Origin of the sequence: Streptomyces sp. SID8352 (assembly GCF_009862265.1) — a bacterium.
GTDB lineage: Bacteria > Actinomycetota > Actinomycetes > Streptomycetales > Streptomycetaceae > Streptomyces.
The window spans coordinates 82,456-107,682 of record NZ_WWGX01000028.1; the positions used below are offsets into that span (position 1 = coordinate 82,456).

20 protein-coding genes and 2 pseudogenes are annotated in these 25,227 nt (G+C 67.2%); 12 read left to right on the forward strand and 10 right to left on the reverse strand.

Going from position 1 to position 25,227, the window contains the following annotated elements; translation table 11 throughout:
- Nucleotides 1-104: 104 nt before the first annotated feature.
- From GTY84_RS09080 to GTY84_RS09095, 4 genes and pseudogenes are all read left to right on the forward strand, one after another.
- Nucleotides 105-1,397: an IS256 family transposase gene (locus GTY84_RS09080; RefSeq protein WP_161225628.1), complete on the forward strand. Its 1,293-nt coding sequence runs from the start codon at nt 105-107 to the stop codon at nt 1,395-1,397.
- Nucleotides 1,398-1,876: 479 nt separating this feature from the next.
- Entirely contained in the window at nt 1,877-2,053 is a 177-nt protein-coding gene (locus GTY84_RS09085) for a hypothetical protein (protein ID WP_161225629.1), read from the forward strand.
- Nucleotides 2,054-2,468: 415 nt separating this feature from the next.
- Nucleotides 2,469-8,263 (forward strand): annotated as a pseudogene (locus tag GTY84_RS09090) (DNRLRE domain-containing protein); the annotation flags it as partial.
- Nucleotides 8,264-8,797: 534 nt separating this feature from the next.
- On the forward strand, nt 8,798-9,082 hold the full coding sequence (locus GTY84_RS09095) for a hypothetical protein (RefSeq protein ID WP_161225630.1): 285 nt from the start codon (nt 8,798-8,800) through the stop codon (nt 9,080-9,082).
- Nucleotides 9,083-9,293: 211 nt separating this feature from the next.
- Here the strand turns inward: GTY84_RS09095 and GTY84_RS09100 are convergent.
- The 9 genes and pseudogenes from GTY84_RS09100 to GTY84_RS09135 all read right to left on the reverse strand — a co-directional run.
- Nucleotides 9,294-9,725: pseudogene (locus GTY84_RS09100) on the reverse strand (helix-turn-helix domain-containing protein); the annotation flags it as partial.
- Nucleotides 9,726-10,114: 389 nt separating this feature from the next.
- Complete coding sequence (locus tag GTY84_RS34875; protein WP_161225631.1) at nt 10,115-10,369, reverse strand: IS3 family transposase; 255 nt, start codon at nt 10,367-10,369, stop codon at nt 10,115-10,117.
- A gap of 304 nt (nt 10,370-10,673) precedes the next feature.
- Entirely contained in the window at nt 10,674-10,850 is a 177-nt protein-coding gene (locus GTY84_RS09110; protein WP_161225632.1) for a transposase, read from the reverse strand.
- A gap of 144 nt (nt 10,851-10,994) precedes the next feature.
- A complete protein-coding gene (locus GTY84_RS34550) occupies nt 10,995-11,120 on the reverse strand; it encodes a hypothetical protein (RefSeq protein WP_272919172.1) in 126 nt (41 codons plus the stop codon).
- An 85-nt stretch (nt 11,121-11,205) separates the two neighbouring features.
- The gene (locus GTY84_RS09115) at nt 11,206-12,405 is read right to left on the reverse strand and encodes an acetyl-CoA C-acetyltransferase (protein ID WP_202550209.1); all 1,200 of its coding nucleotides are present in this window, start codon (nt 12,403-12,405) and stop codon (nt 11,206-11,208) included.
- 238 nt (nt 12,406-12,643) lie between these two features.
- Nucleotides 12,644-13,480, reverse strand: a complete 837-nt coding sequence (locus GTY84_RS09120; RefSeq protein ID WP_345943371.1) for an N-acyl homoserine lactonase family protein — start codon at nt 13,478-13,480, stop codon at nt 12,644-12,646.
- Between the two features lie 11 nt (nt 13,481-13,491).
- A complete protein-coding gene (locus tag GTY84_RS09125; RefSeq protein ID WP_161225634.1) occupies nt 13,492-13,917 on the reverse strand; it encodes a carboxymuconolactone decarboxylase family protein in 426 nt (141 codons plus the stop codon).
- Complete coding sequence (locus tag GTY84_RS09130) at nt 13,917-14,840, reverse strand: NAD(P)-dependent oxidoreductase (RefSeq protein WP_161225635.1); 924 nt, start codon at nt 14,838-14,840, stop codon at nt 13,917-13,919. The genes GTY84_RS09125 and GTY84_RS09130 overlap by 1 nt, the downstream gene beginning before the upstream one ends.
- A 192-nt stretch (nt 14,841-15,032) precedes the next feature.
- Complete coding sequence (locus GTY84_RS09135) at nt 15,033-16,799, reverse strand: GAF domain-containing protein (protein WP_161225636.1); 1,767 nt, start codon at nt 16,797-16,799, stop codon at nt 15,033-15,035.
- Nucleotides 16,800-16,909: 110 nt separating this feature from the next.
- Here GTY84_RS09135 and GTY84_RS09140 point away from each other — a divergent pair, with 110 nt between their 5' ends.
- From GTY84_RS09140 to GTY84_RS09170, 7 genes are read left to right on the forward strand one after another with little or no spacing between them, the layout of a single operon-like run.
- Complete coding sequence (locus GTY84_RS09140) at nt 16,910-17,830, forward strand: 3-hydroxyacyl-CoA dehydrogenase NAD-binding domain-containing protein (protein ID WP_345943372.1); 921 nt, start codon at nt 16,910-16,912, stop codon at nt 17,828-17,830.
- Nucleotides 17,827-19,182, forward strand: a complete 1,356-nt coding sequence (locus tag GTY84_RS09145) for an MFS transporter (protein ID WP_202550210.1) — start codon at nt 17,827-17,829, stop codon at nt 19,180-19,182. Before GTY84_RS09140 ends, GTY84_RS09145 begins: the two co-directional genes overlap by 4 nt.
- Nucleotides 19,179-19,961, forward strand: coding sequence for an SDR family oxidoreductase (locus GTY84_RS09150; RefSeq protein WP_161225638.1), 783 nt, complete (start codon nt 19,179-19,181; stop codon nt 19,959-19,961). The genes GTY84_RS09145 and GTY84_RS09150 overlap by 4 nt, the downstream gene beginning before the upstream one ends.
- Nucleotides 19,962-19,981: 20 nt before the next feature.
- Nucleotides 19,982-20,911: a 3-keto-5-aminohexanoate cleavage protein gene (locus tag GTY84_RS09155; RefSeq protein ID WP_161225639.1), complete on the forward strand. Its 930-nt coding sequence runs from the start codon at nt 19,982-19,984 to the stop codon at nt 20,909-20,911.
- Nucleotides 20,908-22,002, forward strand: a complete 1,095-nt coding sequence (locus GTY84_RS09160; RefSeq protein WP_161225640.1) for a 3-hydroxyisobutyryl-CoA hydrolase — start codon at nt 20,908-20,910, stop codon at nt 22,000-22,002. The genes GTY84_RS09155 and GTY84_RS09160 overlap by 4 nt, the downstream gene beginning before the upstream one ends.
- Nucleotides 22,002-22,787 (forward strand): CoA transferase subunit A, encoded by a 786-nt coding sequence (locus tag GTY84_RS09165; protein WP_345943378.1) that lies wholly within the window; start codon nt 22,002-22,004, stop codon nt 22,785-22,787. The genes GTY84_RS09160 and GTY84_RS09165 overlap by 1 nt, the downstream gene beginning before the upstream one ends.
- The gene (locus GTY84_RS09170) at nt 22,780-23,421 is read left to right on the forward strand and encodes a 3-oxoacid CoA-transferase subunit B (RefSeq protein WP_161225642.1); all 642 of its coding nucleotides are present in this window, start codon (nt 22,780-22,782) and stop codon (nt 23,419-23,421) included. The genes GTY84_RS09165 and GTY84_RS09170 overlap by 8 nt, the downstream gene beginning before the upstream one ends.
- On the opposite strand, the gene GTY84_RS09175 is transcribed toward GTY84_RS09170, so the two are convergent.
- Nucleotides 23,418-24,328 (reverse strand): IS5 family transposase gene (locus tag GTY84_RS09175; protein WP_345943373.1). Its coding sequence is split into 2 segments (ribosomal slippage): nt 23,418-23,980 and nt 23,980-24,328, totalling 912 coding nucleotides; the frame shifts between segments, so codons are not numbered across the junction. The genes GTY84_RS09170 and GTY84_RS09175 overlap by 4 nt on opposite strands.
- Nucleotides 24,329-24,397: 69 nt before the next feature.
- Here GTY84_RS09175 and GTY84_RS09180 point away from each other — a divergent pair.
- Entirely contained in the window at nt 24,398-25,171 is a 774-nt protein-coding gene (locus tag GTY84_RS09180; RefSeq protein ID WP_161225643.1) for a transposase, read from the forward strand.
- The last annotated feature ends 56 nt before the right edge of the window (nt 25,172-25,227 follow it).

Genomic DNA, 25,227 nt, shown 5'->3' on the forward strand with positions numbered 1-25,227 from the left:
CGCGGCCAGGCCGTCTGTGTCGAACCAGACACTGCCATGCCCAGCGCTAGCACGCCGGGACTGTAAAACGTTCGGTGTAGCTCCCGATCATGGAAGATGCATCGATGACCAGCAACAACATGACCGAGGCCGAGTCCGTCGAGCCATCTGAGGCGGCGCCGGCAAAGTCGGTGGACGACCAGCTGATCGACGAGCTGGTGGGCCGGGCTCAGGCCGAGGGCCTTCGGCTGACCGGCGAGGGCGGGCTGCTCCAGCAGCTGACCAAGTGGCTCCTGGAATCCGCTCTCGAGGGCGGGATCACAGACCATCTCGGCTATGACAAGCACGACCCGGCCGGGAAGAACGGCGGCAACTCACGCAACGGCATCCGTGCCAAGACCGTGCTCACCGACGTCGGCCCGGTCGGGATAGCCGTGCCCCGCGATCGGGAAGGCAGCTTCGAGCCGAGGATCGTCAAGAAGCGGCAGAAGCGTCTGACCGGCGTGGACGAGATGGTCATCTCGCTCGCTGCGAAGGGCCTAACCGCCGGGGAGGCCCAGGCCCACCTTGCGGAGGTCTATGGCGCCGACGTATCCCGCCAGACGATCTCCACGATCACCGACAAGGTCCTGGACGGCATGGCCGAGTGGCAGAACCGGCCGCTCGATGCCGTCTATCCGGTGGTCTTCATCGACGCCATCCACGTGAAGATCCGCGACGGCGCCGTGGCCAACCGGCCGATCTACGTGGCCCTGGCCGTCACCGTTGAGGGCCGGCGCGACATCCTCGGGCTGTGGGCCGGCGACGGCGGTGGGGGCGCCAGGCCCTGGATGCACATCCTCACCGAGATCAAGAACCGTGGCGTGAACGACGTGCTGATGCTGGTCTGCGACGGGTTCAAGGGCCTGCCCGAGGCGGTCGAGACGGTCTGGCCGAAGACGATCGTGCGGACCTGCGTGGTGCACCTGCTGCGGAACTCCTTCCGCTATGCCGCCCGCCAGGACTGGGACAAGATCGCCCGCCTCCTCAAGCCCGTCTACACCGCGGCGACTGAGGAGGCCGCCCTGGAGCGGTTCGCGGAGTTCGCCGACGCCTGGGGCCGGAAGTATCCGGCGATCGTGGGGCTCTGGGAGAACGCGTGGGAGGAGTTCACCCCGTTCCTCCGCTTCGACACCGAGATCCGCCGGATCGTCTGCACGACCAATGCCATCGAGTCCGTCAACGCCAGGATCCGGCGGGCGGTCAAGGCCCGCGGCCACTTCCCCAACGAGCAGGCCGCGTTGAAGTGCGTCTACATGGCAATCATGTCGCTCGATCCCACCGGCAAGGGCCAGGCTCGCTGGACCATGCGCTGGAAGACCGCACTGAACGCCTTCGACGTCACCTTCGACGGCCGCCTCTCCGCAGCCCGTCAGTAATCCTCAACCACCCTGGTTACACCACTCGTTCGACAGACCCCCCGCCGGTGCGGCTGGCCCGCCACCACGTGCCCACCGACCGCTCGGAGACCCGAACATCTCCGCCGCCTGGCCGTACGTCCGAACCCGCCCCGACTCCAGCGCGCTCACCACCCGCAACCGCAGATCCTCCTGCGCAGCGGGCGGCAGACGCCGCATGTCCCCACCCTCGATCACACCAGATCAACGAGCAGGCAACCCATCAGTTCCGGCTCAATATGTGAGAGTCCGCCGCGACAAGCCTTTGACCCGCACGGTAACGGGCCCCGTACTGGTGGTGACGCATAGGGGCCGGCCGACTCCTGACCGTAGGCGTCGGTGTCGGCGCTCGGCGCTCGGCGCTCACGGGATGCCTCCCTTACGGTGCGGACCGTCATGAGCTGTCGGTGGGCGAGCAATTGCCTCGCCCTCGCCCCACACGGGTCCTGACGCGGCGCGAGGTGCCCGCTGCCAACCGTGACGACCGCAGCGTGGCCGGCTCCGCCTCGCACTCCATCCCGGCCTCCGGCCCGCCCAAGCGCCTTGCGTCGATCCTCCAACTCCCCGGCCGGGAGCCCGCGGATTTTGCTGTACTGCTCGCCGTACGCGGCCTGAGGCAGTACGTCTGGGCGAACTGATCGGTCGATCGCGTCGAGGTCGACGGGCCCCTGGACCTCGACGGCCCTGTCGACTGGACGCGCTTACCGGCCGGAGTTGCCAGTCGACACCTAAAGGCGTATCAAATGAGCCATTTTTTAATGGCCTGCGACTGCACGCATGATTTGATTTTATTTGGGCATTCCCTCTGCTTTTTCATTGCAAAGCGATCACGATCCATTGGGTTTTCTGTCAGTAATGCCGCTTTCCTTCCTTCCTGATCCTGTTTTAGGTCATTTCCTCCTCGGTACCTTCACCGGGCACATCACATTCGTGGTGCAGTCACAATGAAGAAATCGAGGAATAGCGATGAGCCACATACGCGCGCCGGAGGCGCGTGGTCGGATCTGGTCAGGGAGAAGCCTGCGCCATGTAGCGGGGGCTCTTGCCGTGGCCTTGTCCGTCACCCTTCTTGACGGCGCGAGTCCAGCCACCGCGGCCCCTCCTCAACCCGTTGCTGCTCCGAAGGCACTAACGGTCACACAGGCTGCGGACATCGCTTCCGCGGGTGTGGCGGCGCGGCTCTCGGGCGAGCGGGTCGAGGCCCTGTCCGAGCGGAGCGAGACCTCTCGGACCTGGGTGAACAAGGACGGCAGTCTGACGACCGAGCTGACCGCCGGTCCGGCCCGCTTCCAGCGGGACGGCAAATGGGTGGAGGTGGATGTCGAACTGGCCCGGAATCCGGACGGCTCGGTTGCCTCCAAGGCCCACCCGTCGGGGCTGAGCCTGGCAGGGCGGGGCGGCGCGGTGCCGAGGACCCTGGGCGCCGCGGAGACGGCCCCGGCCCGGGACCTCGTGACCCTGGGCGAGGGGGACGAGCAGGTCACGTTGCGGTGGAAGGGCGGCCTGCCCGAACCGAAGCTGGACGGCACTCGCGCGACCTACCCCGATGCCCTGCCGGGCGCCGACCTGATCGTGGAAGCCACCCGCACCGGCTTCGAGCAGTTCGTCGAGCTGAAGGAACGTTCCACCACCGAGGGTTATTCCTACACCCTGCCGCTGCGGACCGACGGGCTGAAGGTCAAGCAGCTCAAGGACGGCAGCCTGCTGTTCACCGACAAGAAGTCGGGCAAGAAGAACCGCGCGGTGATGCCCGCACCGGTGATGTGGGACGCGAGCACCGACAAGGTCTCCGGCGAGCACGCCAACCGGGGGAAGGTCGATCTGAAGTTCGTCAGGACCGAGGACGGCGTGGATCTCGTCGTCACCCCGGACGCGGAGTTCCTCGCCGATCCCACGACGCGGTACCCGGTGACGGTAGACCCCTCCACCTCGGCTCTGTCCAACGTCTTCGACACTCTGGTCAAGCGCGGCGAGACGGTGGACTGGTCCACCAACACCGAGCTGCACCTGGGTAATCCCGGCACCACCAACCCGGACGGCACCACCCGGGTGTCACGCTCGTTCATCACCTGGAACACCGCGCCGGTCTCCGACGCGCTCGTCTCCAGCGCCAAGCTGAGCCTGTGGAACGTCCACTCCGGCAACGCCGACTGCAAGCCGTACCAGTGGACGATCTGGGAGACCGGCGCCGCCTCCACCGCCACCCGCTGGGACACTCAGCCGGCGTGGGTCGCGCAGCACCACTCCTCCACCGAGACCAAGGGGCGCGCGGCCTGCGGCGGAGCGGGATGGATCAACGCCGACGTGACCGGCCTGGTACAGAAGTGGGCCTCGGCCAAGGCCACCCGCGGCCACATGGGCCTGCGCGCCGCCACCGACGCGACCACCCACTGGAAGCAGGTCAGCTCCGCCAACGCCGCGTCCAACCAGCCCAAGCTGGTGGTGACGTACAACTACCGGCCACGCACCGGCACCAAGCAGGAGGCCGGCCCACCGTACTTCTCCTACGGCGGCGACTACGTCGTCAACACCACCACACCGACGCTGCGGGACACCTTCGTCGACGCCGACGGTGACAAGGTGAACGGCACCTTCCAGATATACGACAGCGCCACCGATACACAGGTCGGCAACGTCATCGTCTCGGAGTACGTACCCTCCGGGCAGGTCGCCTCGGTGACCCTTCCCGCAGGTATGCTCACGGATGGCAAGACGTACAAGTTCCGCACCTCGCCTTACGACGGCAGCCACTACAACGTGGGCTGGTCGGCGTGGAAGACATTCACGGTCGACACCAAGGCACCCGCCCCGCCCGTCGCGGTCACCTCAACCGACTACCCGGCGGGCCAGTGGGTCAAGGGCGCGGGACAAGCAGGTGCCTTCATCATCACCCCGCCGGTCACGGACCACCACTGGCTGGAATGGTCTCTGGACGGGGTCACCTGGGCCAAGGTCACCACAGGCGGTGCCACCGGTAACAAGACCGTCTCCATCACGCCGACCGACAACGGGGCCCAGTCATTGCTGGTGCGCGCCGTCGACAAGGCGGACAACCGGTCCTCCGTGGTCGAGTACACCTTCAAGGCCGGCGCCGGAGGCTTCCTTCGCCCCGCGGCCGGCGAGCAGACCGCGCGACGCCTGATCCTTGAGACGGTGACCGACGGCGGCAAGTACAACGCCGCCTCTTTCTCCTGGCGCCGTTCGGCAGCTGACGACTGGCAGCGCATTCCCGCCAACAGCGTTACACGGGACGGAGCAGCGCTCTCCGACTGGCCGGTGGCGCTGAGCAACGGCAAGAGCGCGCCCCTGGTCTGGAACGCCTCCTCAACCGTCACGCCCGACGGGACGATCGAGGTCAAGGCCGACTTCACCGGGCCCGGCTCGGCGACAGGCAGTACCGACCCCATTTCGGTCGTGGTCAACCGCAACGCCGACGGGGCCGCTAGCGAAGACATCGGTCCCGGCGAGGTCAACCTGCTGACGGGTGACTTCACCCTCGCGCAGGAAGATGCTTCCTTCTTCGACTTGACCGTCACCCGTACCGCCTTCTCCCGCCGCCCCGACGCCGGTTCTCAACGTGAGGAGCAGGCACCGATCTTCGGGCCACAGTGGGTATCAGGCTTTGAGGCACAGGTGAGCGAGTCGGACTACACTCATCTGAAACGGATCTCCGACACCGCCATCAGCGTGGTTCTGGCGGACGACAGCCCCATCCACTTCACGGCCAACGTGGCGAAGAACGGATGGATTCCGGAACCGGGCGCCGAGGAGATGATCCTCAAGGGCAGCTTCAGCGGGGCCTTCACCCTGTCCGACAGTTCAGGCACGGTCACCGAGTTCAAGCGGACCGGCTCACAGTCGACCGCCTGGCAGGTCAGCAGCACCCTGGTCGACGGGCTCTCGCACTCGACCACCTCGGTCATGTCGGAAACCATGACCGTGGATGGCAAGACGCTGGCTCGGCCGACCCGGATTATCGCGCCTACCTCCGCAGCCACCGCGGCAGCCTGCGCGGCACAACCGGGGACCAAGGGCTGCCGCCTCCTGGAGTACGTGTACGCCTCCACCACGACTGCCACCGCATCAGCGCTGGGTGACATCTCCGGACAGGTCCGCGAGATCCGCCTGTGGTCCACCGAGCCCGGAGCGGCTGCGGCCACGGCCAAGGCCGTCCATACCTACCAGTACGACGCCACTGGACGGCTCCGGCGTGCCTGGAACCCGCAGATCACGCCGTCGCTTATCACCGAGTACGCCTATGACTCGGCAGGACGGGTCACCTCCCTCACTTCGCCTGGTGAGCTGCCTTGGACCTTCACCTACGGCAAAGCCGGCAACGACCCCACAGCGGGCGAGGGCATGCTGCTCAAGGCCACCCGTGCCGCGCTGAAGCAAGGTACGGCGAACACGGTCGAGGGCCAAGCGACGACCAGCGTCGTTTACGACATTCCGCTGTCCGGGAGCGCTGCCCCGTACCAGATGAACGCAGATGCGGTACGGGCGTGGGGTCAGCAGGACATCCCCGCCGACGCCGCCGCGGTGTTCCCCGCCGACGCCGTCCCCCCTGCTCACTCCGGATCGGCCCTCACGGCGTCCGACTACCGGCGGGCGACCATCCAGTACCTCAATGCCTCGGGACAGCGCACGAACCTTGCTGAGCCGGGCGGTCACATCGACAGCACCGACTACGACAGGTACGGCAACACCGTGCGCGAGCTGTCGGCAGGCAATCGGAAGACCGCTGTCGGTACGACCACCGAAGCGAAGGCCGCGCTCGCAGAGCTCGGTCTGAGCGACAGGCCCAGCGCTGAACGCGCCGAACTGCTCTCCACCCGGGCGGTGTACAGCGACAGCGGCACCCAGGAACTGGAGAAGTTCGGGCCGCTCGGCCGGATCGAACTCGGCAAGGATCTGAAGTCGGGCAGCACCACCCTCGTGGCGGCGGGATCTTCCGTAGTCGCGCGCAGCTGGACCAGCAAGCGCTACGACGAAGGCCGCCCCTCGGGCGAGACCGCCCTCACCAGCAATCAGATCACCAGCACCACCGAGGGGCCCAAGTCCGTGAGCACCCGGAGGTCATGGCCGACGCCCAGGTGACCACAGTCGCCTACGACTGGTCCAAGGGCCTGCCCACCAAGGTGGTCCAGGACCCGGCGGGTCTTGCCATCACCACCACGACGCAGTACGACGACCAGGGCCGGGTGACCAAGCAGGGAGCTCCCGGTACCTCGGGCACGGACGCAGGCACCCAGCTCAGCACCTATTGGTCCGCCACCGGCACTGGAGCATGCGCAGGCCGACCGGAATGGGCGGACCTGCTGTGCACGGCAGGCCCGGCAGGGGATATCTCGGGAGGCGGCAGCAATCCCGCGCAACTGCCTGTCATGACCGCAGAATACGACCGCTGGGGCAACACAGCCAAGACCACAGAGAAGTCCGGGAGCTTGACCCGGACCATCACACGCGGGTACGACGCCGCAGGCCGGAGCACTACTGTTCAGATCACCGGTGGTATCGGAGCGGACGTACCTGTCACCACCACAAGCTACGACGCCGCGACTGGCCGCGCGACGAAGACCACGTCGCCGACCGGGGGCACCCTCACCCGGGTCTACGACAGCCTGGGCCGCGAGACCTCCTACACCGACGCCGACGGGGGAACCACTACCACCGCCTATGACCTGCTGGACCGTCCGGTCAAGGTGAGCGACGGCGTGCCCAGCTCCGTGGTCTACACCTACGACAGCGCCGTCGAGGCCCGCGGGCTGCCCACCAAGGTCACGGACTCGGTCGCCGGCAGTTTCTCCGCCACCTACGACGCCGACGGCGCCGTGGCCGCCGAGAAGCTGCCCGGTGGCTACACGCTTACGGCCGTCAAGGACGCCGCGGGTGCCGTCGTCGAACGCACCTACACCAGGGACAGCGACGGGACGATCGTCTACAACGACGCCGTCACCACGACCATCCACGGCCAAACCGCCTCGCACTCGGGGTGGTCACACCAGAAGTACGGCTACGACGCCGCCGGACGCCTGACCCGTGTCGAGGACACCAGCGACAACGTATGCTCCTTGCGCACCTACACCTTGGACAAGCGGTCCAACCGCACCGGCACTACTTCGGCCGCAGCCGTGCCGGGAGCGGACTGCCCCACCGTCGCCGGAGCCACCACGACCCGTGCCTACGACACTGCGGACCGAACCGCCGAGACGGGCTATCTCTACGACGCGTACGGACGTACCACCACTCTTCCCGGCTCCACGCTGGCGTACTACGTCAACGATTTGATCCGTCGGCAGACCACTGGTGACCGTCGCCAGACCTGGCAGCTGGATGCCGCACTGCGCTTCCGGTCGGCGACCGTGGAAGACAACAGCGCAGGTACATGGACCCAAACGTCCAGTAAGGTCAACCACTACGGGGACGGCTCCGACAACCCAACGTGGATAGAGGAGGACGCTCAGGGAACGGTGACTCGCAACGTTTCCTCCGCCACCGGCACGTTCAGCGCCACCACCGGCAAGACGGGCAGCACAGTCCTGCAACTGTCCAACATCCACGGTGACATCGCCCTGCAACTGCCGCTCGACACGAGCGTCGCACCCACGGTGATTGACACCGACGAGAACGGTGCTTCCCGGACGGACAAATCCACTCCGCGTTACGGGTGGTTCGGCCTCAACCAGAGGTCCGGCGAGACCCTCACCGGACTCGTCCTGATGGGCGCGCGTCTGTACGACCCTGCCTCAGCACGCTTCCTCCAGATCGACCCGGTCTTCGGAGGCAACTGCAATGCCTACGACTTCGTGTGCGCGGATCCGGTCAACGGAGCCGACCTCGACGGCCGCTGCGGAGCTTGGGGCAACCCCTTCAAGGCATGCGACAAGTGGCGCATCCTCATGTGGTCGCGCTCTCCCGGAAGCCACTGGAAGACCATCCGCGAGGGCAGCACCTCCAGCGTCAAGGCGAACGGCAAGAAGTACGGCAAGTTCGGCCTCCGACACATCAAGGACAAGCACGTCGGGAAGGGGAAGAAGTCTGCCTGGAAGTCCAGCTCCACCATGCTCAGCGATCTGAAGAAGACGCTCACATCCGGCAAGTGGAGAAATGACTGGGGCGGCGTCTACGATGGAGCATGGAAGGTCACATACTCATACTGGACCGGCTGCGGGTGCCGCAAAAAGAAGAAATACACGGTGACTGCGTTCTACCGCACCACTGCGGCACCTGACGGGAAGCCGCTCGGCGTCACTACGGCCTACATCAACAAGACCGGCTGACACGCGATTCCTGCGGTGGCGGAGAGGGTAAACCTCTCCGCCACCGCAGGAGTTCGCCCGTGCAGCGGCACTCACTATCACAGAGAAACGGTATCCCGATAAATGCAGCCCACCGAATCACCCGATGCCCTCCTGCGGTCAACTACCGAGAACATTGCGCGCCGAGCATCGGAACAGAACCATTATTCTGCGTCACTGGGGTCGATTCTTGAACTGATCGACAACGACGAGGTGGAGCTAGCCCTGGATGAGCTCGCCAGAGTAGTCGAGTACTTCCGCATCCCGATCCTTCGATCCGAATACGACCGGCTCGCCACAGTGGCAACCCTACTGGATTCCATGGATTCGCTGACGGAGACTGGAATCCATCGATTTATTACTGCGTGAAGCCGCTGAACAGCAGCAGGGAAAAGGCTCGGACCATCACCTGAGCTGTCCCGGGTTTCGTAGAGTCCGATGATCTTGTTTCAGGCAGACTGCGGGGCGGCTTCCTGTTGTCGCCACCATTCGCGTTCGTACTCGGCGGGCGGCACGTAGTCGAGGGCGGAATGGAGCCCTTCCTCGTTGTACCGGGTGACCCACTGGAGGACCGCCCGTGAAGCCGGCGGGAGATCTGCTCCGGGCTCCATGCCGTCGCCCATCTTCTGTCCTGGCGGTGCGGCTTGTTCAGGCGCTTCCACGCGGGCGTCCTGGGCCCGGTGACGATCGTGCCGTCGGGACGACGGACACTGCCGGCGAGCCGTTCCTGTACGTATCCACGCAACCTGTCGTTGCCTGCGATTCTGGCTGCCTTCGGGCGCTTCGCGGCCTGTTGTGCCTTCCACTGCGCGACCGTGGCCCGGTACTCCTGCTTCCCGCTGCGGGCGGCGGCGTTGCGGCGCAACTCGCGCGAGATCGTCCCCGGGTCACGCCCGACCGCGCGGGCGATCTCTCGCACGCCCTTGTCCTGGGCACGCAGAATCGCGATCTCCTCGCGCTCCTCGAAGGACAGGTAGCGGCCGGTGGGCCCGGGCAGAGAGATCGGCGGCATGCCACCAGCGTGACGAAACCACCGAGAGCCGACCGGCACCGAAACCCTGACCACCAGCGATGCCTCAGCCGTCGTGATGCCCGTGGCGATCAGCCGCCAGAACTGCCGCTGCACCACCCGCGACGGATCAGGCCGGCCAGGCGAGCGCATCGCCGGTCTTCCTGTTCCAATCCTTCGTAGCGATCTCGAACACCTCCGAAATGAAGGCGTTGCGACGACCGATTGAATCCGCCCTGTGCCCCGTGATCGGTGTGCATCACGGCTCCGATGAGGCTGCCGCGGGTCCTGATCGCGGTGGTGAGGGCGTCGATGACGAGTTCGGTGCGTATGTGGTCGGCGATCGCCCAGCCGGCCAGACGCTGTGAGCAGAGATCGATGACGGTCGCGAGTTAGCAGAACTTCTTGCCGCCGATGGGCAGGTAGGTGATGTCGCCGACGTACTTCGTGTTCGGGGCGCCGGCGGGGAAGTCCCGGCCGATCAGGTCCGGTGCCTTCGCGGCGGCCGGGTCCGGGACGTTTGTGCGGTGCCGGCGTCGCAGACGGACTCCCTCGATCCCGATGGTCCTCATGATCCCCGCGACACGCTTGTGGTTGACCGCCCGGCCGTCGTCGTCGCGGAGTTCGGCGGTGATCCGCGGGGGCACCGCGGGTGCCGTCGGATTCCTTGTGGATCTGGCGTATCCGGGCCGCGAGCCGGCCCTGGGCAGCCCGGCGGGGCGCCCGCGCGGGGGCAGTGCAGCGCCAGTAGTAGAAGCTGGAACGGGCGATCCCGAGAATGACGCAGAGCCGCTCGACGCCGTATCGGCGCTGGTGACCGTCAACGAACTGGCAGCGGTTCACCAGTGCGTCGCCCCGGCGGAATACCGGGCAGCCTTGCGGAGAATGTTACGCTCTTCCTCCAGCTCACGGATCCTCTTCCTCGCGGCGGCCAACTCCGCCTGAACCGCGTCACCGCCAGACTGCGGAGCGGGCGCCGGAGCGGAGTCCGTCGGCGGCCCGGATCCAGTTCCGCAGTGTCCCGGTGTTCACTCCGAGGTCGGCGGCGACCGACTTGCTCGTCGCTCCCGGACGCGACCGGTACAGCGCGACTGCATCCGCCTTGAACCCGGCGGGGTAGTGCTTCATCCCCACGAGGACTCCGTTCCCCTGGACCATCAAGATCCAAGTCTCTCCGGTGTCCAAGATCCGAGGCCAGGGCCCTTCGGTGATCTCGCCCTCCAGGGCGGAGTCCAGCACCCGCTTGGTCAGCTGCTGCAGCCTGCCCTCGCCTCAGCTGCGCCCCTCCGTGCAGGCGCAGTCCACCAGCATCGCGATCAACCGCTTATCCTTCACCGTACTTGACGGAGCCTGGACCGGCTGCTCAGCAGGTTCGTGTTCAACGACAGGGTCGGTCATCTCTGGCGTTTCCTTGATCACCAGATCTGCCGTTGACTACATGGATACTCCCTCGGGTAGGCAGTGCGAGGCTCTGGCCGGTTGCTCAGACCCGGGGTACCCGGACGATCAGGGCGTCACCCTGGCCGCCGCCGCCGCACAGCCCGGCCGCGCCGACGCCGCCGCCGCGCCGCTTCAGCTCCAGAGCCAGGTGGAGTACGAGACGTGCGCCGGACATTCCGATCGGGTGACCGAGTGCGATGGCGCCGCCGTTCACGTTCACCTTTTCGGTGGCCACGCCGAGGTCCTTCATTGACTGCACGGCCACGGCGGCGAACGCCTCGTTGATCTCGATGAGGTCCAGGTCGGAGACCTCCAGGCCCTCCTTCTTCAGGGCGTGTCGGATGGCATTGGACGGCTGGGAGTGCAGCGAGTTGTCCGGGCCGGCCGCGTTGCCGTGGGCGCCGATCTCGGCGATCCAGTCCAGGCCCAGCTCCTCGGCCTTGGCCTTGCTCATCACGACCACGGCCGCGGCGCCGTCGGAGATCTGCGAGGAGGAGCCGGCGGTGATCGTGCCATCCTTGGCGAAGGCCGGGCGCAGCCTGCTCAGCGACTCCGCCGTGGTGTCGCCGCGGATGCCCTCGTCCTTGCTGAACAGGACCGGGTCGCCCTTGTGCTGGGGGATCTCCACCGGGGTGATCTCGGCCTCGAAGACGCCGTTCCTCTGCGCTGCAGCGGCCCGCTGGTGGGACAGGGCGGCGATCTCGTCCTGCTCGGCGCGCGCGAGGCCCAGGCGGGTGTTGTGCTTCTCCGCCGACTCTCCCATGGCGATGCCCTCGAAGGAGTCGGTCAGACCGTCGTGGGCCATCGCGTCCAGCATCTGCACCGCGCCGTACTTGTAGCCCTCGCGGGACTTCGGCAGGAGATGCGGGGCGTTGGTCATGGACTCCTGGCCGCCGGCCACGACCACGTCGAACTCACCCGCACGGATCAGCTGGTCGGCGAGCGCGACGGCATCCAGTCCGGACAGGCACACCTTGTTGATGGTGAGCGCCGGGACACTCATCGGGATACCGGCCTTGACCGCGGCCTGCCGCGCGGGGATCTGCCCGGCACCGGCCTGCAGCACCTGGCCCATGATCACGTACTGCACCTGGTCGCCCCCGATTCCCGCACGGTCGAGGGCGGCCTTGATCGCGAAGCCGCCGAGGTCGGCTCCCGAGAAGGGCTTCAGCGAGCCGAGCAGTCGTCCCATGGGCGTACGAGCGCCCGCGACGATCACCGAGCTGTTCGTTCCGGAAGACATGACTTGAGATCCCCTTACCAGCCTTCACGGCTGAGCATTGTTCTCGAGGGTTTCTTGATGACGCGTGCCCAGTGCGTGAAGTGGCTGAGCTGACGCACGGACAGGTCATCGAGGTGCTGGTCGCCAGCTGGCGGATCAGGTCCTCCCCGCTGGTCCATGTGCGGGAGTGGGCCATAACGTGGGCGGTGGATGTCTTTGTCGCTTGGTCACTGTTGTTGCGGCCCCTTCGGTCGCCGGGTCAGCTGTTCGAGCGGATCGGCGTTCCCGGCAGGGCGCCGATCACCCCTGCGTGCTCGCCGATCGGTCCCGTGAGGCGGAGGAGGTGGTCGAGTTCGCAAGGATCGTGCCCGGTAACGATGCGCCGCACTGCGCCGGAACTCATCAGCTCCGAGACGAGGCCGAAGCCCCGGTACATGCCGGGCAGATCGGTCACTGAGATGAACGGCATGCGCCGCTCGAGCTCCTCAGTGAAGTGCACGACGTCGGAGGTCAGCAGTACGACGCCCTCGAGGGTGTTGACTGTGACCATGCTCTGGCCTGGCGTGTGCCCGCCGACAGCGACGACCTCGATTCCTGGTGCCGGGGAGGCACGCGAGACGAAGGTCGTCACGCGTCCTAGGCGGTGGAGCCGGACCAGCCTGTCGACCTCATCGCGCTCGGCGAAGTGGGAGAGCAGGGGAGCGGACGCGGCCTCCGACGTCCAGAAGTCGAGCTCGGCCTGCGCGATGTGGAAGGTAGATCGCGGGAAGAGCCCCAGGTTCCCGATGTGGTCCCAGTGCGCGTGGGTGATGATCACCGGATGCCCCGCGCCGACGTCGACTCCGAGTTCGCGATACGCCGTAGCCGGTGGGAGGAGCACAGTACGTCCGCGTCGGGCCGCCGGTGTGGCGGCGAACCCGGTGTCGATCAGCATGGTCCGGCTGCGGTTGCGGGCCACCCACAGGTAGTAGTCGGTGGTCTGCGGCCCGTCCGGCTCGCCGTATGTCGCATAGCTCAGATATGCCTCGCTGCGCAGGCCGGTGCGGGTGCCGTGCCTGACGACGACGAGCTCGTAGAGGTCGTCGTCGTCAGGCACCGGTGACAAGGTCACTTCGTGGTGGTGGCGTTCGCCGTCGCGCCGTCGAAGACCTCGACCGCCGGTTCGAGCCCCTCCGCGCCGACCAGCTCGCGCCAGGCCTCGAAGCCGTCCTGGAAGGCGACGATGCCGGCCTCGGGCAGGGCGATCTCGATGGCCTCCAGAATCTCCTGCTCGGTCGCGCCGGATTCGAGGGCGACCCGGATGTGGCTCTGGATGTGGCCCTTCGAAGCGCGCAGCACCGTGAGGCTGCAGATGAAGATGAGCTCCTTCGTCTTGCGGTCGAGCGTCCGCTGCTTCAGATACGCTGCCGAGACGAGGCCGTTGGCTGCCTTGAGGACGTCGAAGTCCTGCTTGGCCATCACCTTGTGGTAGTTAAGAACGTACCCGCGGGACCGGGCCATCTCGTCGATATATTCCTGTGCTTCGCTGCTCATTACTGCTGTCCTTCGTTTGGCTTTGCTACCGGGCGGGAGCGGAACGAAATGTTGTTCTGGAGCTCGTACCAGCGTGCGAGCTCGGTGTGGTCGAGGTTCTCCCCTGGCAGCCCGTCCTGGGCGGCCCGTGCCACCTCGCAGGCGGTGGCGGTGACGGGGGAGTCGACGTCGAGGGCGGCCGCGAGGTCGCGGGCGATCCCCAGGTCCTTGACCATGAGGTTCATGGCGAATCCGGACTGGTAGGTGCCGGTCAGGATGTGCTGCGGGTACTTCACCTTGGTTGCCTGGCTGCGGCCGGTCGAGGCGTTCACCACCGCGACCATGGTCGCGGGGGCGATGCCGAAGAGAGTCGCGATGGCGAGGACCTCGGCGGCCGCGGCGACGTTGGTCGCCGACAGCATGTTGTTGAGCGCCTTGGCGGCATGGCCTGCGCCGGACGGGCCGACATGGATGACGCTGTCCGCCATGGGCTCGATGTGAGGGAGTGCCCGCTCGACGGCATCGGCGGCACCGCCCACCATGACCGCCAGCTCGCCCGAGCTCGCTTTGGCGACACCCCCTGAGACAGGGGCGTCGACGTAGGCGATGCCCGCGGCGGCGGCCTGCTCCGCGAGCGCCCGTGTCGACGCGGGCACCGACGAGCTCATGTCGATGACCAGCGATCCGGGCGGGAGGAGGTGCAGAAGCCCCGAGTCGTCGCCGTCGAGAACGGACTCGACGATGACGCTGTTCGGCAGCATCAGGATGACGGTGTCGACATCGCCGGGGATCGCCTTGAGCGTGGAGAGCGCTGTCGCTCTCAGTTCGGCCGCGAGGTCGGCAGCCGAGGGGCCGACGTCGTAGAGCACGACGGCGTGCTGTGCGGCGTAGTTGCGGGCCATCGGCACGCCCATCTTGCCAAGGCCGACGAAGAGGGTGCTCATCGTGGCTGCTCCCTTGTAGAACGTCGGACCCATGTCGTGATGCGCGTGAGCGGCATGACTTCCTTTCCGCTGTGGTTCCCGTCTTGGTCCGGGGAACGGCGTAGCGCCACGATAGCTACGCGAGAAGCGGGAAATGAGGTGGACAAACGCCACTGAAGTCGGGGTTCGGTGGTGGACTGTCCCACCGGCCGCTCACCCGGTGAACGATGGATCGACTTGCTCGACGAGGGTCCGCAGCTGGCACGCGAGCGCCACGAGCGTGCTGCGCGGAGTGTGCCGCCAAGTCGGGCCGAGCAGCTCGTCGACCCGGCTGAGTCGCTTCACGAGCGTGTTCGAGTGGATGAACAGGGCGTCAGCTGTGCGGCGCAGACTGGCGTCCTGCGCGAAGTACTGCGTGACCGTCCCTGCGAGATCGGTCCCGCGGTCAGCGTCGTACTGCAGGAGCGGCCCGAGGTGCCCTTCGACGAAGGCAGCCAGGTCAACGTGCCGAGAGGGGTCGAAGACCGTCGCATACGGCGTGAGCGTCGCCGTTTCCACGGGAGCGCCGGTCATGCCGAGCGAACGGGCCACGAGCGTGCTGCGCACGAGCGTCGCCAACTGCGCTTCGACGGGCCGGCGCGCGCTGAACGGCGCGTAACATACGGCGAAGGCGTGCGCGCCGGTGCCCGCGACCGCGCTGGTAACTCGCGCCGCACGCTCGGCGGCTTCACCGCCGCACAGCCCGACGATCGTGCCGCGGAATTCGCCGAAGAGGGCCGACTTCCCATCGCCGGTCGCGTTGACCGCAGCGAGGGTCGAGGAGATTCCTTCCGGATCCATCGCGACGCAGATGCTGTGCGAGTACGAGTGCACCGTGATGCCGCGCGCATTCGCTCTGGCCAACGTGTCGCGTTCGATCGGACCGCGGGTGCGGAGGATCTCGCTGGTCAGCTCGCCGCGGGCGCGCTGACCAGCTTCGACGACGGCGCGGTTGCGCAGCACGAGCATGGCGAGGATCTGACCGCAGCGTTCGATGATGTAGTTGTCCTCGCTGCTCTGCACTCTCTCGGAGACGTGGACGAGGAGGCCGAGTCGGTCGTGTGCGGCGACGACATCGACGATCAGGGCGTGCAGCCCGGCGTCGACATCGACCTGTGCGACGCGCGACGCCGCGGTGGCTTTGTGTGAGCGATCGGGCAGCACGTGTGGGACGGCTATGTCGGGGGCGCCGTCGCTGCACGCCAGGACGTTACTCCGCCCGTCGAAGAGGATCGCGTGCCCGGGCACGGCGTGCGTGAGCTGGTCGAGCACCTCTGCGTAGCCGCCCCCCTGCAGGACGGTGTTGGTGAGCGCGTCATGCACGTCGTTGCCCCGACGCAGCGATCCGGCAGTGCTCTCCACGACCTCTTGCAGCGCAGTGAGCTCATGCACCGCATCCTGGCTGCGTTGGTACAGGCTGGCGTTGCGCAGGGTGACCGAGGCGTGGTTGGCGAAGGCGCTGAGCATCGCGATCTCGTCGGGCTGGAATGAGCGAGGCGAGCGCTGACCGGCGAACAGAACGCCGCGCAGCTCGCCGCCGTCGAGCAGGGGCACGCCGAGCAGGGCGACGATGCCCTCGAGTCGCATCCGACGGTCAAACTGCTCGCAGTGCGGGAAGGAGTCGTCGGCGAAGTAGTCGGCTGTCCAGGCGGGGGCGAGGGTCATTTCCACGAGGCCGGCGATGCCCACGCCCTGCTCGAGCTGGGCTGCGCGGAACTCCTCGGAGAAGGTGCCCTCGGCCGCACGTATGACGCGCTGCCCGTTCTCGAGCACGGTGAGGTAGACGAGGTCGGTGGCGATGAGCGGATACGCGTGCCGCACGATGGACTGCAGCACGTCGTCGACCGCGGCGAGCTCGGTGAGCGAGCGCGCGGTCGCATACAGCGCGCGCAGCCGACGGGACTGATCGCGGACCTCAAGGCCCGGTTCTATCGGCGACATGGCATCTTCCCGTTGATGTAACCGCTTGTGGTGAACTATCACAGTACGTCGGCGAAGTGGTGGTGGAATCACACCTTCGTTGGCCCAGGAATGCTCATTAGCGTCCTCCTGTGCCTCAAGAAACGACAGCATTGCGTGAACCGCGTGTCTCCGAGCTGACCATCGCGGTGCTCGGCGCCGGACTGATGGGCCACGCCATCGCGGCAGTGTTCGCCGCGGCCGGAGCGCCCGTCCGCCTGTACGATCCCTCTCCGACCTCTCTCGAGAAGGCGCGCGAGGTGCTGGCTACGAAGCCGGGCGCCGGGGGCGTCATGTTCACCGCCGACCTCGACGAGGCGATCACGGCCGCCGACCTCGTGCTTGAGGTCGTCCCGGAGGTGATGCAGCTCAAGGCCGAACTGCTGCGCACGGTCTCGCGCGCCGCGCCCGCAGCGGTCATCGCTACCAACACGTCCGCGTTCCGGATCACCGAGCTCGCGGAATCCGTCCACGACGCGACCCGCTTTGTCGGGGCGCACTTCTTCAACCCGGCCGATCTCATCCCGCTTGTCGAGGTCACACCCGGCGAGGGCACCGATCCCGAGACGGCGCGCTGGATGGGCGAGGTGCTCACCGCGGCGGGCAAGCGGCCGGTGCACTTGAGGAAGGACATCCCCGGCTTCATCGCGAACCGGCTGCAGCATGCGCTCTGGCGCGAGGCGTTCGCCCTGGTCGACGCTGGTGTGTGCGAGCCCGAGACCATCGACATGGTGGTCCTTCAGAGCTTCGGCCCACGGCTCGGCACCGTCGGGCCGATGGAGAACGCCGACTACATCGGCCTCGACCTCCTGGCGGGGGTGCAGGACTACCTCCTGCCCCACCTCGCCAGGGAGACCTCCGCCTCACCGCTGCTTGCGCGGCTCGTCGCGGAGAACAAGGTCGGCCGCAAGACCGGCTCAGGCCTCATGGACTGGACTCCTGATCGTGACCACGCCGTTACCAGCCGGCTGCAGTCCCACCTCATCGCCAAGTCAACGACGACCAAAGGATGACCATGTCCGCATCCCCCGCATCGGTGGCAGCGGCACCGCAGCGCCCGTCAGCCGAGACGATCGCGCACATCACGCGACGCCTGCTCCCCATCCTCCTGCTCATCTACGTGATGTCGTTCCTCGACCGCACGAACCTGGGCCTCGCCCAGCGTGACCTGGAGGCCGACCTCGGCATCTCCGCCGCCGCTTACGGCCTCGGAGCCGGGCTCTTCTTCCTCACCTACGCGGTGTTCGAGGTACCCTCCAACCTGATCCTCGCCAAGGTCGGCGCCCGCCTCTGGCTGTTCCGCATCGCCATCACCTGGGGCATCATCGCGATAGCGATGGCGTTCGTGTGGAACGAGACGTCGTTTTACGTGATGCGCTTGCTGCTCGGCGCCGCCGAGGCCGGTCTGTACCCGGGCGTGCTGTTCTTCCTGACCAAGTGGTATCCGCACGCCGAGCGGGCGAAGATCCAGGGGATGTTCATCCTGGGCGCCCCCATCGCGTCGGTCATCGGCGGCCCGCTCGGCGGCGCACTGCTCCAGCTCGACGGCGCCTCCGGGTTCCACGGCTGGCAGTGGATGTTCGTCATCGAGGGCATCCCGACGCTCATCCTCGCGTTCGTGCTGCTCGCGACCCTGCCCGACCGGCCTACGAAGGCCAAGTGGCTCGACCCGCTCGTCGCGCAGCAGGTCGAGGACTTCGTCGAGGCCGAGAACAAGGCGGGAGCCGAGCGCAGCGGGAACCACAACTTCCTCAAGGTGCTGCGTGACCGGCAGATCCTCGTGATCGCGATCGCGTACTTCTCGACCCAGGTCGCGGTGTACTCACTGTCCTACTTCCTGCCGTCGATCATCGCCCAGATCGGCACCTTCGATAACAACGTAGTGATCGGCGTGCTGTCGGCCGTGCCGTGGCTGTTCGGCGGCATCGGCTCCGTGCTCATCACGCGCCGTGCCCGTAGCAGGAACACGTCGAGGTTCTGGATCATCATCAGTCTCGCGGCCGCCGTCGTCGGGCTCGCGGTAGCGGCCTCGGTCGGCGCATGGATCGGCTTCATCGGATTCTGCTTCTTCGGCTTCTTCATGGTGGCCCCGCAGGCACTGCTACTCAGCCTTGTCGGGCTGCGGATGCAGGGCATGGTGCTCGCCGCCGGAATCGCGGCGGTCAACACCTTCGGCCTGATCGGCGGCTTCGCCGGCCCCTATGCGATGGGCGCGATGCAGTCTGCGACGGGCGGCAACGCCGCCAGCGGCGTGTGGCTCATCGTCGGCATGAGCGCGATCGGCCTGCTGCTCTCATTCATGCTCACCCGCCGCGCCGTCGTGGACTTCAAGCCCCCCGCAGCCGAGGCGGGCGAGGCACGATGAGCGCCGCGGACCCCTTCGGCCTCAGCGGCCGCCGCGTGTTCGTCTCGGCCGGTGCGAGCGGCATCGGCCTGGCGACCGCGCAGCGTTTCCAGGAGGTCGGAGCCGAGGTGCTCGTCTCCGACTCCGACGCGAGCGCGCTCAAGTCCGCGGCGGCCGCGGGGCTGCGGACGATCAAGGCGGATGCCGCTTCCGGCGAGTCGATCGTCGAGGTTGTGGCCGCCATCGGGAAGGAACTCGGCGGACTCGACGTCCTCGTCAACAACGCGGGCATCGCAGGGCCGACGGCCGCCATCGAGCAGGTCGAACTCGCCGACTGGCAGGCGACGATGCGCATCAACGTCGACAGTCAGTTCCTGCACATCAAGCACCTGACGCCGCTGCTGTGCGCCTCCAAGGCCCCGGCCATCGTCAACTTGTCGTCGGTAGCCGGCCTGCGGGCCTTCCGTGACCGCTCGGCCTACTCGGCCTCCAAATGGGCGGTCGTCGGTCTTACGAAGACAGCGGCGGCCGAGCTCGGCCCCGCGGGCATCCGCGTCAATGCGGTATGCCCGGGCGTGATCGCCGGACCGCGCCTCGATCGCGTCATCGCCGCGAAGGCCGACGCCCTGGGCATCGGCATCGACGAAGCCCGCGGGCTGTTCGTCGCGCAGACGGCACTCGGCAAGGAATCCACCGCCCGTGATGTCGCTGACGCAATCGTATTCCTGGCCGGCGATCTGGCGCGCACCATCTCCGGGCAGGTGCTGTCGGTCGACGGCTTCATCGAAAAAATGGCGTAGGAGAAAGGACACATACACCCATGGCGAAGCGCAAGGTAATCATTTCCGCCGCGGTCACTGGTTCCATCCACACCCCGAGCATGTCCCCCTACCTTCCTGTGACCGCGAAGGAGATCGGGACCGCTGCCATTCAGGCCGCCGAGGCCGGCGCGGCGATCGTCCACCTGCACGCCCGCGACCCCGAGCAGGGGCAGCCGTCGCAGGACCCGAAGCTCTACGAGCCGTTTCTCACCCGGATCGGCAAGGAGAGCGACGTCGTGGTCAACATCACCACCGGCGGCAATCCGCTCATGACGCTTGAGGAGCGCCTGGCACCGGTAGCAACCTTTCAGCCCGAACTCGCCTCGCTCAACATGGGCAGCATCAATTTCGCGATGTACCCGATGCTGCAGCGCTTCACCGAGTTCAAGTACGACTGGGAGCGCCCATACCTGGAGAGCAGCAAGGACTTCGTCTTCCGCAACACCTTCGGTGATATCGAGCGCATCCTCGAAAAGGGCGCTGCGAGCGGGACTCGGTTCGAGCATGAATGCTACGACATCGCGCACATCTACAGCCTGGCGCACTTCATGCAACGAGACCTCATCTCGGGTCCGCTGCTCGTGCAGTCGGTGTTCGGCATCCTCGGCGGAATCGGTGTGCACCCAGAGGACGTCACGCACATGCGCCGCACCGCTGACCGCCTGCTCGGCGACGAGTATCAGTGGTCGGTTCTGGGTGGAGGCCGTCACCAGATCCCGATCGCCACCATGGCCCTCGCCATGGGATCACACGTGCGCGTCGGGCTCGAGGACTCCCTCTGGCTCGGACCCGGCGAGCTCGCGAACTCGTCTGCGGCGCAGGTGACGAAGATCCGCGCCATCATCGAAGAACTCGGCATGGAGGTCGCCACGCCCGACGAGGCGCGTGCGATCCTGCAGCTCAAGGGCCGTGACAAGGTCGCGTTTTGATATTCGACGCATTCGTGGCCGGCAGTGACCGGCCCGTCATCGGCATCGTGCGCGGCGGGGTCGGCTGGCTGGTGCTCAACCGTCCGAGGGCCATCAACGCGATCGACGCGGAAATGATCGACGCGGTCCGCGTCCGGCTCGACGCATGGGCGGTCGACGACGCGGTCACCGGCGTGGTGATCGGCGGCGCCGGCGACCGCGGCTTCTGCGGCGGTGGCGACATCCGCGCAATGCACGCCGCCATCGCACGTGACACAGACGGATTCGCTGCGGTGCTCGCCCGACAGTACTCCCTCGACCTTGTGATCTCCGCCTACCCTAAGGCTCTCGTCACAATCCTCGACGGCATCGTGCTCGGCGGCGGGGTCGGTCTCGGCTCGCACGCAGCCATGCGCGTCGTCACCGAGCGAACGAGGATCGGCATGCCCGAGGCGAGGATCGGCTTCAGCCCCGACGCGGGCGGCACCTACCTGCTCGGCCGCGCCCCGGGCCGCACCGGCGAGCACCTCGCAGCCACAGCAGGCACGATGGGCGCCGCGGACGCCATCTACACCGGCTTCGCCGACGCCTACGTCCCCGCTGCCAGCCTGCCCAAGCTGATCACGCTACTCGAGCGGGCGGGCGGCCCGCCGTTCGCCGAGGTCGTGGCCAAGCTCGCCGAAGACCCTGGCGAGCCCGCTCTCCGCGCTGCGCGTGAGTGGATAGATGAGTGCTATGCGGGCCATGACGCAGGTGACATCGTCGTCGCACTGAGGGAGCGCGGCGAGCCGGACGCGCAGCGCGCCGCTCAGGAGATCGAGGGCAACAGCCCGCTCAGCGTCGATGTCGCCCTCCGCGCAGTGAGGGCCGCGCGCAAGGACACACTTGAGCGAGCGCTGCGGCGCGAACTCGAGGTCTCGCGGGTGATGCTCCGCACCGAAGATATCCGCGAGGGCATCCGCGCGCAGGTCATCGACAAGGACCGCAATCCGGCGTGGCCAGCTCTGGACCGCGAAGGCACATCGTGGCGCGCCGCTGTGATGGCCGTCGACCAAGAGCCACGGCCCCTCGAGCCATTCTCGCCGGACTGCACCGCAGAAAGGACAGCATGATCGACAAGACCTGTTCGGACGCGGCATCCGCCGTGGCCGACATCCCCGACGGGGCGAGCATCGCCGCAGGCGGCTTCGGGCTGTGCGGCATCCCGGTGGTGCTCATCGACGCCATCCTGCACGCTGGCGCCCGCAAGCTCCACGTGGTCAGCAACAACTGCGGTGTCGAGGACTGGGGGCTCGGCGTGCTGCTCTCGGCCGGCCGGATCGCCGCAATGACGTCGTCGTACGTGGGGGAGAACAAGGAGTTCGAGCGGCAGTACCTCTCCGGCGAGCTCGAGCTTGACCTCGTGCCGCAGGGCACGCTTGCCGAGAAGTTGCGCGCAGGGGGGTCGGGTATCGCCGGGTTCTTCACTCAGGCAGGCGTAGGTACGCAGGTTGCCGAAGGCGGCCTGCCACGCCGCTACGACGCCCAGGGCAATGTCGCCGTGGCGTCCCAGCTGAAGGAGGTGCGCACCTTCACCTATGCGGGCCGCGACCGCGAGTTCGTGTTCGAGGAGGCGATCACCACCGACTTCGCCATCGTGCACGCGCGACGGGGTGACGCGCACGGCAACCTCGTCTTCGACAAGTCGGCGCGTAACTTCTCGCCGCTGGCCGCGATGGCCGGTCGCGTGTGCATCGCCGAGGTCGAGCAGTTCGTGCCCGTCGGAGCGCTCGACCCCGATCAGGTGCATCTGCCCGGCGTGTTCGTGCACCGGGTGGTCAAGGTGGGGACCGAGATCGACAAGCGGATCGAGAGGCGGACCGTCCGTCTGGAGGAAGGAGCCGGCTCACATGCTTAGCCGCACCGGGATGGCCGCGCGCGCGGCCCGCGAACTGCGCGATGGCCAGTACGTCAACCTCGGCATCGGCCTGCCGACGCTCGTCCCGAACTTCATCCCACGGGGCGTCGACATCGTGCTGCAGTCGGAAAACGGCATTCTCGGCGTCGGCCCGTACCCGGCGCCCGATCAGGTGAACCCCGACCTCATCAACGCGGGCAAGGAAACAGTGACGGTGCTGCCGGGTGCGTCGTTCTTCGACTCCGCGACGAGCTTCGGGATGATCCGGGGCGGGAAGATCGACGTCGCGATCCTCGGTGCCATGCAAGTGTCGGCCCAAGGAGACCTCGCCAACTGGATGATCCCCGGCAAGATGGTCAAGGGAATGGGTGGCGCGATGGACCTCGTCCACGGCGCCGAGCGGCTCATCGCGCTGATGGAGCACACCACTCGTATCGGCGACGCGAAGATCCTCGAGCACTGCACACTTCCCCTGACCGGCCGGTGCGTCATCGACCGGATCATCACCGACATGGCTGTGATCGATGTGACGGAGAACGGCCTCGTCCTTGTCGAGACCGCCACCGACGTCAGCGTCGATGAAGTGATCGCCGCCACGGACGCGAAGCTCACGGTTGCGGTCGCGAAGGCCTAGGACCTGTCTGACAAACGATCTTGGGTGGGTTCGCGGAGCCAGAGGATGAGCGAGGCGAGGTGTACTCCGGCCTTGTAGCGGGCGGCAAGCTTGTCGAAGCGGGTCGCGATCGCGCGGAACTGCTTGAGGCGGTTGAAGCAGCGTTCGACCATGTTGCGGGCCTTGTAGAGCTCGCGGTCGAAGGCCGGCGGTCTCCCGCCGGCCTTCCCTCGCCGCACACGGTTGGCCTTCTGGTCTGCCCGTTCCGGGATCACCGTCCGGATGCCCCGCCCGCGCAGGACCTGGCGGATTGCGCGGGACGAGTAGGCCTTGTCCGCGATGACCGTGTCGGGCCTGCGGCGGGGCCGTCCGGCACCGGCCCGAGGCACTCTCAGCTCGTCCATGACCGTGCCGAAGACGGTGGAGTCGTTGACGTTGCCCGGCGTGACGACGACGGCCAGGGCCAGACCCCGGCCGTCGCAGGCGGGATGGACCTCGGTGGTCAGCCCACCGCGGGACCGGCCCAGCGCCTGGCCAGCCGACGGACGTGCCGGATCTTCCAGTTCGTCCCCCGTCGCCGCCCCTTTTTGCGGGCACCGGCAGAGTGCTGGTGAGCCCGGCTGACCGTGGAGTCGACCGACACGGTCCACTCCACGGCTCCGACGGAGTCGTCCCGGACCTGGGCCTGTTCGAGCAGGCGGGCCCAGGTTCCGTCCGCCTCCCAGCGGGCGAACCGCTCATAGACCGTCCGCCACGGCCCATATCGCTCCGGCAGGTCACGCCACGGAGCACCGGTCCGCAACCGCCACAACACCCCGTTGATGACCTGCCGGTGTTCCCGCCACGGCCGTCCACGCCCGTCAACACCAGGCAACAAGGGCGCTATCCGCTCCCACGCCGCATCCGTCAGCTCACCACGACCCACCACAAGATCAATTATCAGACAGGTCCTAGAGGTTGTCCCGTAACTGCTGGTCAGAGGTGAGATGATCTCGCCGTGGCTGGTGTGATCACGGCGTCGGAGCCCTCGTGGATAGGTCCGTTCACCGGGCTGAGCCCGCGGCAGTTCAACAAGCTGATCACCGCGCTGCGGCGTGAGGGGGCCGATCCGGTCCGCAAGGGCCGGCCGTGGTCGCTGCCGTTGGAGGACCGGGTGCTGCTGGTGGCCGCGTACTGGCGCACCAACCTCACCCTGCGTCAACTTGGCCCGCTGTTCGGCGTCTCGAAGTCGGCGGCCGACCGGATCGTCGCCCACCTCGGGCCGGCTCTCGCCCTCCAGCCCCGGCGGCGGTTCCGTAGGGAGACCGTGCTCATCGTGGACGGCACGCTGGTCCCCACCCGCGATCGGACCGTGGCCGCCTCCAGCAAGAACTACCGCTACTCCACCAACCACCAGGTCGTCATCGACGCTGACACCCGCCTCGTGGTCGCCGTCGGCAAGCCGCTGCCCGGCAACCGCAACGACTGCCGGGCCTGGCAGGACTCCGGCGCGAAGGCCGCCGTCGGCACCACCCCCACGGTGATCGCCGACGGCGGCTACCGGGGCACCGGCCTGACCATCCCGCACTACCGCCGGCACAAGGAGGAGGAACTGCCGGCCTGGAAGGAGGAGCACAACGCCTCCCACCGCAAGGTCCGCGCCCGCGTCGAGCACACCTTCGCCCGCATGAAGAGCTGGAAGATCCTCCGCGACTGCCGCCTCAAGGGCGACGGCGTCCACCACGCCATGCTCGGCATCGCCCGCCTACACAACCTCACCCTCACCGGATGACAGGCAAACAAGCAGGTCAGCCAGCATGTCCCAGAGCATTTACGGGACACCGTCTA

Excerpts from the sequence above, each read along its gene's own strand:
- GTY84_RS09080 (WP_161225628.1), top strand. The coding sequence starts at position 105 with ATGACCAGCAACAACATGACCGAGGCCGAGTCCGTCGAGCCATCTGAG.
- GTY84_RS09095 (WP_161225630.1), top strand. The coding sequence starts at position 8,798 with ATGCAGCCCACCGAATCACCCGATGCCCTCCTGCGGTCAACTACCGAG.
- GTY84_RS09110 (WP_161225632.1), bottom strand. The coding sequence starts at position 10,850 with ATGAAGCACTACCCCGCCGGGTTCAAGGCGGATGCAGTCGCGCTGTAC.
- GTY84_RS34550 (WP_272919172.1), bottom strand. The coding sequence starts at position 11,120 with ATGACCGACCCTGTCGTTGAACACGAACCTGCTGAGCAGCCGGTCCAG.
- GTY84_RS09115 (WP_202550209.1), bottom strand. The coding sequence starts at position 12,405 with ATGTCTTCCGGAACGAACAGCTCGGTGATCGTCGCGGGCGCTCGTACG.
- GTY84_RS09125 (WP_161225634.1), bottom strand. The coding sequence starts at position 13,917 with ATGAGCAGCGAAGCACAGGAATATATCGACGAGATGGCCCGGTCCCGC.
- GTY84_RS09130 (WP_161225635.1), bottom strand. The coding sequence starts at position 14,840 with ATGAGCACCCTCTTCGTCGGCCTTGGCAAGATGGGCGTGCCGATGGCC.
- GTY84_RS09135 (WP_161225636.1), bottom strand. The coding sequence starts at position 16,799 with ATGTCGCCGATAGAACCGGGCCTTGAGGTCCGCGATCAGTCCCGTCGG.
- GTY84_RS09145 (WP_202550210.1), top strand. The coding sequence starts at position 17,827 with ATGACCATGTCCGCATCCCCCGCATCGGTGGCAGCGGCACCGCAGCGC.
- GTY84_RS09150 (WP_161225638.1), top strand. The coding sequence starts at position 19,179 with ATGAGCGCCGCGGACCCCTTCGGCCTCAGCGGCCGCCGCGTGTTCGTC.
- GTY84_RS09155 (WP_161225639.1), top strand. The coding sequence starts at position 19,982 with ATGGCGAAGCGCAAGGTAATCATTTCCGCCGCGGTCACTGGTTCCATC.
- GTY84_RS09170 (WP_161225642.1), top strand. The coding sequence starts at position 22,780 with ATGCTTAGCCGCACCGGGATGGCCGCGCGCGCGGCCCGCGAACTGCGC.